The sequence below is a fragment of the Arthrobacter sp. 05T47 genome, from assembly GCF_056395825.1.
This window is the reverse complement of record NZ_JBFTKG010000070.1, coordinates 1-7,167: the sequence shown is the minus strand read 5'-3', so window position 1 is coordinate 7,167 and position 7,167 is coordinate 1. Positions and strand designations below refer to the sequence as shown.

The following is a 7,167-nucleotide window of genomic DNA, read 5'->3' as shown; positions in this document are numbered from 1 at the left end:
GTGAAGAGGTGTTCGTAGCCCAGGCCGTGGCCGGTGGGCCACCAGTTCCCGGTGTAGGGGTGTTCGGGTTCGGTGACGAGGATCTTGCGGAACCCGGCGTCGGGGCCGTCGGCGGCGTCGTAGACGGACAGGGYGTTCATGTCCTCGAAGTCAAAGGCCAGGGAGCCCGMCGTGCCGTTCAGTTCCAGGCGCATGGCGTTCTTCCGGCCCAGGGCAAAGCGGGTGGCTTCAAAGATGCCGATCGGGCCGGMGGCAGCACCGTCGTCGGGCGTTCCTTCAAAGCGGGCGGTGAAGAGGGCGGCGTCGTCCACGGTGACCGGCCCGCGCTCTGCGTCGGCGGCGCCGTGCCCGCCCAGGCCCACGAGGTCTCCGGCCAGGGGGCGTTCGGTGACGAAGGTTTCCATCAGCGCCGAGACTCCGGTGATGTTCCGTCCGGTGATCCACTGGGCGGCGTCGATGCTGTGTGCCCCGATGTCCCCGAGCGCGCCGGACCCGGACTTGGTTTTGTCCAGCCGCCAGGTCAGCGGCGCGTCGGGGTCGCTGAGCCAGTCCTGCAGGTACTGGGCCCGCACGTGCCGGATCTGCCCGAGCCGGCCCTCGGCGACCATCCTCCTGGCCAGGGCCAAAGCCGGGGTGCGGCGGTAGCTGAACCCGCACATGGAGTACACGCCCCGGCCCGCCGCGGCGTCCGCGGCCGCGGCCATCAGTTCGGCCTCGGCCACGGAATTCGCGAGCGGTTTCTCGCACAGGACGTGCTTGCCGGCCTCGAGCGCGGCGATSGCGATCTCGGCGTGCGTGTTGCCGGGAGTGCAGATGTCGATCAGGTCGATGTCGTCCCGCTCGAYCAGCGCCCGCCAGTCGGTCTCCACGGAGTCCCAGCCGTACTTGGCCGCCGCGGCCCGCACGCCCTCCGGATTCCGGCCGGCRACGGCCGCCAGCTCGGGAGCGAGCGGGAGGTCGAAGAACCGCGGCGCGGTCCGCCAGGCGTGGGAGTGCGTGGCGCCCATGAAGGCGTAGCCCACCATCCCCACCCGCAAGGGTTTCGGTTCAGTCACAACAAGTCCTCTCTATTTGCTGAAGCCGGCCGTGAGGCCGCTGGACTTCGAGGAAAGGGCAGTCGTGACAGACGGCCACGCCTTCAGCACGTCCAGCACCTCGGGGTTTCGCTCGGAGGCAAGGCATTCCTGATACGAGGCCTCCAGCAGCCCGCCCACGGAAACACGGSTTCCGCTCGACGCGCTGGCMATGGCGGCCTCCACCATGGCCAGGCTCATGATGTTCTCGTGSACCTGGCCCATCGGGGCGCTTCCGGTGCGCAGGGCCCGGACAAAGTCCCGCAGCGAACCGGCGATCTCCTGGCCCGGATCCRCGACSTCGCCGAGATCGGGYCCGGCGGCCGGTTCCACAGTTTCCAACGTTGGCGCGTTGTCGCCGTCCCAGAGGACGGTGCCGTTTTCGCCGCTGATCCGCCAGTTGGCGTTCCAGGACGTTTCCAKGCCCGGGCTGCACCAACTTCCGGTGAAGACGAAGCGTTCCCCGCCGGACATTTCAAAGATGGCGGTGGCCCCGGCATCTCCGCGATACCAGCTCCACTGTGGGTTGTACTCCTCGCAGAACACCGAGACCGGGTCCGCGTCCAGGAGGAAGCGGGCCATGTCGAATTGGTGGATGGCCATGTCCAGCAGCAGCGGGTGGTCCATGGCGTCCCTGAATCCGCCGAAGTGCGGTGCCTTGAAGAATTCCGCCGAGACGATCCCGACGCYCCCGAGGGAGGACCCGAGCTCCTTGGCCGCGAACAAGTGGCGGTTGTACCGGCGGGACTGGCTCACCATGAACAGCTGGCCGGTCAGTTCGGCCGCCGCGGCGAGGGAGAGTCCCTGCGCCACGGTGGAGGCCACCGGCTTTTCGCCCAGCACCGGCAGGCCGGCGGCTAGCGCCTCAGYGGTGACRGGGTGGTGGGCCGCGGGGACGGTGACGTTGATGACGGCCTGGGCGCCGACGTCGGACGCMAGCTGCGCCGTACCGGCACCGACCGGGAGGCCGGGGCGCCCCAGGGCGGCCGCCGCCGCCTGGGCGGCGTCCAGGTCCAGGTCCACGATGCCGGCCARTTCSACMAGGGGCGACTGCTCCACGGTGTTCAGCCAGGCGCGGCCCATGCCGCCGGCGCCGACTACGACGACGCGGAGGGGAGTGCCGTCGTCGGGAATGGTGGCAAAGGGGGTGCTCATGCGTTGGCCCCCTGGTAGCTCTTGCCGTTGAAGAAGTCGTTGGTCTCGTAGCGCAGCAGCTCGGGGTAGGCGCGCTCCGGGCGGTCGGTGACGGCCCATTCGACGGCGTTGGCGATGACGCGCCGGACGTCCTTGTGGTGGTAGACGGGGTAGTCCTGGTCGCCGGGGCTGAAGAAGAAGATCTTGCCGTGGCCGCGCCGGAACGTGCAGCCGGAGCGGAACACCTCGCCGCCGCTGAAGGAACTGATGAACACGAGTTCCTCGGGGGTGGGGATGTCGAAGAATTCGCCGTACATTTCCTGCTGCTCGATCACGATCGGGTGCGGCACGCCCTTGGCGATGGGGTGGGTGGGGTCCACMGTCCAGACGAGCTCACGGTCCTGYTCCGAGCGCCAGCGCAGGGTGCACGAGGTGCCCATGAGCTTGGTGAAGATCTTGGACCARTGCCCGGAGTGGAGCACGATCAGGCCCATACCGGCGAGGACGTGGCGGTGCACGCGTTCCACGATCTCGTCATCGACGTCGCCGTGGGACATGTGCCCCCACCAGGTCAGGACGTCGGTGTTGGCGAGGACTTCCTCGGTGAGGCCGTGCTCGGGTTCGTCCAGGGTGGCCGTGCGGACRMYGGCCTTGGCGCCGAGGTTCTCCTCTATGCCGGCCTTGACGGCRCCGTGCATGCCCTCGGGGTAGAGGCGGGCGACGAGCTCGTCGCGCTTTTCGTGCCGGTTCTCGCTCCAGACGGTGACGCGGACGGTGCCGTCCTGCGCGGTGGCGGTGTCATTCATGGTTTCTCCTTGAAAGTGTTGAATGGTCTTTGGTGGTGGGTGCGSGGCGTGGTGGGTGCGCCATTTGRCTGCGKTTGTTTGACTGCGGGCCTGTTTGCGSGCCTATTTGACCGCGCCGCCGGTGGTSCCGGCGGCAATATACTTCTGCGCGGCGACGAGCAGGATGATGGCSGGTATGGAGGCCAGGACCGCCGTCGCCATCACCGAACTCCAGTCGTTCACGTAGGCGCCGATGTAYTGGAAGATGCCCAGAGTGACCGGGCGCACGGCCTCAGTGGTGGTCAGCGTCAGGGCGAAGAGGAAGTCGCTCCAGGCGAACAGGAAGGTGAACAGCCCCGCCGTGATGAGCGAGTTGCGGCTCAGCGGCAGCACGATGGACCAGAACGCCCGGACGTGTCCGGCGCCGTCCACCCTGGCTGCCTCGATCACGGAGGCCGGCATGCCGTTCATGAACGCCCGGATGATCAGGATCGCGAACGGGATGCCGTGMGCTGAATCCGCCAGAATCAGCCCSGGAATGGAGTTGAGYAGGCCSAGGTCGTTGTACGCGGTGTACAGCGCATTGGCCACCACGATCCCGGGGATCATCTGGCTGATCAGGATGGCGAACAGCACCACCCCGGCACCCCGGACCTTGAAGTAGGCCAGGGCGTACGCCGCCGGTGCCGCGATCGCCAGGCTCAGCACGACGCTGCCGAGCGAGATCACCAGGCTGGTGCCCAGGTTTCCGCCCTGCTCGCTGATGGCTGTGACGTAGCCGGTGAAATCGGGTTTGAGCGGCAGCCACGAGGTCTCCAGGGTGGTGCCGTTGGGCTGCAGCGACGCGTTGACCATCCAGTAGACAGGGAAGAGCATCACGGCGAGGAAGAACAGGGCCAAGGCCGTGGATCCCCAGTTSTTCCGRTCCGYCGGCCGGGCCTTGCCCCGTCCGRTGCCGGAGGCGTTGAGCCGGCCGGTGCGTTYGGTGATTTGCGKTGTCATGGTTTCCTCACTCATCAACGGCTCGCCGGCTGGCCCGGAGGTACAGGACCGCGAAGACCAGGGAAATGACCACCAGGACGTTGCCCAGTGCGGCGCCCTCGCCGAACTTGAACTCCTGGAAGGAGAGCGCGTAGGACTGTGTTGCGATGGTCTGGGTCGAGTTGGCGGGTCCGCCGTTGGTCAGGCCCAGGATGATGTCCAGCACCTTGAGTGTGTAGACGACGCCGAGGACCAGGACAACGCTCACCACGGGGCGGAGCATGGGCCAGGTGATGTGCCGGAAGGCCTTCCAGCCGGTTGCCCCGTCCAGCGAGCCGGCCTCGTACAGCTCATCCGGGATTTCCTGCAGGCCGCCGTAGAGGATGGTCAGGTTGAACGGGATGCCGATCCAGATGTTGACCCCGACGACGGCGATCAGCGCCAGGGAGGTGCTGGTCAGCCACGGMACCCCGGTGTCCACGATGTGCAGCTCGCCGAGGAACCGGTTCAGCGCGCCGCTGTCCTTGTCGAGGATCCAGCGCCACACGGCGCTGGAGACGATCAGTGGCAGCAGCCAGGGGAGCAGCAGCAAGGACCGGAGGATTCCGTTCAGCGGGAACTTCCGCTGGAAGAAGATCGCCAGCGCCARGCCGATCRCGAACTGCCCCAGGATGGACCCGACCGTGAACAGGGCGGTGTTCAACAGGGAGGTGGAGAACAACGACGACGACAAMACAGTCGCGTAGTTCGCCAGCCCCAGCCACGGGGCTTCGCCGGTGAAGAAGGTGGCGGTGGTGTAGTCCTGGAAGCTCATGACGACGTTCTTGACCACGGGGTAGCCGAAGAACAGGGCCATGTAGATCACGGCCGGAACCAGGAACAGCCATTGGAAAATGCGCTCGCGGCGCTGGCGGCTGCGCCGYCKGGGRGCCGGCGCGGGGTGCCCGGCCTTTGTATTTYCGGGCKCGGGCAGGGAYTTTGCCTGCGACACATCGGTGGTCAGTGACATRGCGGCCTTCTTACTGGCCCTGGGCTTGCTTCAGGGCGTCCGCSGGGGAGGCCTTGCCKGTCAGCGCRGTCTGGATGGCGGTGTAGATCTTGGTGGCCTGGGCCGGCCATCCCTCGCCGAGCTGGCCGGTGCGGGCGCGCGCCGTCTTGACGAGTTCGGTGAACGTGGCGAGCTTCGGGTTYTCGGCGGCGAATTTKTCAGCCAACGTGGTCTTGGACGGRATGGTGTTGCGGACCTTGGCCATGGCCAGCTGGTTTTCGTCGCTGTTCAGGCATCCGACCACCTCGGCCGCCTTCGCCTGGCGGGCCTTGTTCCCGGTCTGCGGGACAGTCCAGACCTCGCCGCCCAGCGGGGCCACGGCCGTCTGGCTTGCCTCCCGGACCGGGATCTTGACCACGCCGTACTGCAGCGACGYCTGCTTGTCCARGGACGGRATCTGCCACGGRCCGTTGACCATCATGGCGGCYTTGCCGGCCAGGAACTGGTCTTTGACATCCGCCTGCGTCCAGTTSAGSGCGGAGGAGGAGACCGAGCCGTCCTTCACGAGGTCCGTCCAGAGCTGGAGCGAYTCCGCCGTCTCMGGGGTGTCGATGTTCTTCTCGTTGCCGCCGTTGGACCACATGACGGGAAGGAACTGCCACGTGCCCTCGTAGGTGGGGTTGGCGTTGAAGGCCAGGCCGTACTGGTCTCCSKCGGTCAGCTTGGCGGCCGCKGCTTTCAGCTCGGTCCAGGTGGTGGGGGGAGTGACGCCGGCCTTGGCCAGGATGTCCTTGTTGAAGAAGAGGGCAATCGTRTTCACGGTGGGGGCCAGGCCGTAAACCTTGTCCTTGTAGGTGCCGGCGCTCAGCACGCCCGGGGCGAAATCGGCGGTGCTGATCTTGAAGTCAGCCAGRGGKGCCAGGGCTCCRGTGGCCGCGATCTGCTGGAGGTCCGGATTGTCCAGCATGAGCACGTCAGGCAGCGTCTTGGACGACGACTGCTGCAGCACCTTGGAGATCAGGGACTTGCCCGGCACGGTTTCGCGCTTGATGGTGACGCCGGCCTTGACGCCGCAGGCTTTGAGCGCATCTCCGATGAACGTCTTGTCCGGCTCGTTGTTGTAGTAGTCCATGACGGAGATCTCCGTGACGCTCTCCCCGGCGCCGGAGGCCGCAGTGCCGGTGCCGCAACCGGAGAGCACCACCGGCAGGCCAACGAGCGCGGTGACGGCAAGGGCCAGGGCCCGGTTCTTGGTCTTTACTGACTTCATTGTCTGTTCCTTCATTTGTGGAGGGTGTKRTTCGATACGCATCGATGACGATTAGCGAATCGCATCATCGATGCGTATCGACGATGCTGAAACGGATTGGTRGAACGAGTGTTGAAACGGATTACTGGTAGGTGAAACCGAACGGCGGCACTGCAGYCCGGCGGGGCGGTCTCACGATCCGCGGGGTGGGCGGATGGTGCTGGACCGGTGGATGATCCCCGTGGGTACCAGCTCCAGGGATTCGTGTGGTCCCTGGGRGCCGGCGTCGAGGAGCTGGCAGATGATCTTTACTGCGCGGCGGGAAACCTCCGCCGGCTTCTGATCAATGGTGGAGAGCGGTATGGGCTGAAGCTCCGCAAGGGTGGGGGATGCGCTGCCGATGACTGAGACATCGACGCCCGGGGTCAGGCCGCGATCGGACAGGACRCGGCGCAGGATGTCCTGSACCGTGCGATCCGGGACGATRAATGCGGGGAAGCCGGTGGTCGATGCCAAGGCTTCGTCCACGGATTTGGAAATGGTGGCGAGGTCGGCCCCGCCGGGAAGGTGTAACRCGGTCACGCCCAAKGCCGCGGCGGCAACATCCGTCCCKCGCATGAACCTGTCTACGTAGTTCACGTGCCGGTCCACCACCGCGGGCTRCCAGTCAATGACGGCGATCACGGAGTGACCTGCGGCCGCAAGATCGTGGACGCATTGCTCGCCGGCCATTTCAAAGTCGGCGTCGATGCAGACCAGTCCGGACGGATCGCGGGGAATGCCGATCAGCACCACGGGGACGTTGAGGGTCCGCACTACCGGCAGCCGCTCGTCCTCGCCTTCGACCTGCATGAGGATGAGGCCGTCGCAGATCTGCTGCCCCACCACGCGGCGGAGCCCGGCTGCACCCTCATCCTCGGTGACCAGCAGGATGTCGTGGTCGTATTGCCGGGCGGG

At 66.6% G+C, this 7,167-nt stretch carries 7 protein-coding genes; all 7 read right to left on the bottom strand.

What is annotated here, in order from left to right; translation table 11 throughout:
- A partial coding sequence (locus tag AC1DEY_RS22380; protein WP_476869911.1) for a Gfo/Idh/MocA family protein occupies positions 1–1,055 on the bottom strand: 1,055 nt, incomplete at its 3' end.
- Between the two features lie 12 nt (positions 1,056–1,067).
- On the bottom strand, positions 1,068–2,228 hold the full coding sequence (locus AC1DEY_RS22375) for a Gfo/Idh/MocA family protein (RefSeq protein WP_476869910.1): 1,161 nt from the start codon (positions 2,226–2,228) through the stop codon (positions 1,068–1,070).
- Positions 2,225–3,013: a ThuA domain-containing protein gene (locus AC1DEY_RS22370; RefSeq protein WP_476869909.1), complete on the bottom strand. Its 789-nt coding sequence runs from the start codon at positions 3,011–3,013 to the stop codon at positions 2,225–2,227. Before AC1DEY_RS22370 ends, AC1DEY_RS22375 begins: the two co-directional genes overlap by 4 nt.
- Positions 3,014–3,115: 102 nt before the next feature.
- The gene (locus AC1DEY_RS22365; RefSeq protein WP_476869912.1) at positions 3,116–3,868 is read right to left on the bottom strand and encodes a carbohydrate ABC transporter permease; all 753 of its coding nucleotides are present in this window, start codon (positions 3,866–3,868) and stop codon (positions 3,116–3,118) included.
- Between the two features lie 133 nt (positions 3,869–4,001).
- Complete coding sequence (locus tag AC1DEY_RS22360; RefSeq protein WP_476869908.1) at positions 4,002–4,982, bottom strand: carbohydrate ABC transporter permease; 981 nt, start codon at positions 4,980–4,982, stop codon at positions 4,002–4,004.
- 10 nt (positions 4,983–4,992) lie between these two features.
- Positions 4,993–6,231, bottom strand: a complete 1,239-nt coding sequence (locus AC1DEY_RS22355) for a sugar ABC transporter substrate-binding protein (RefSeq protein ID WP_476869907.1) — start codon at positions 6,229–6,231, stop codon at positions 4,993–4,995.
- 171 nt (positions 6,232–6,402) lie between these two features.
- Positions 6,403–7,167: substrate-binding domain-containing protein (locus AC1DEY_RS22350; RefSeq protein WP_476869906.1), on the bottom strand; the 765-nt coding region annotated here is incomplete at its 5' end.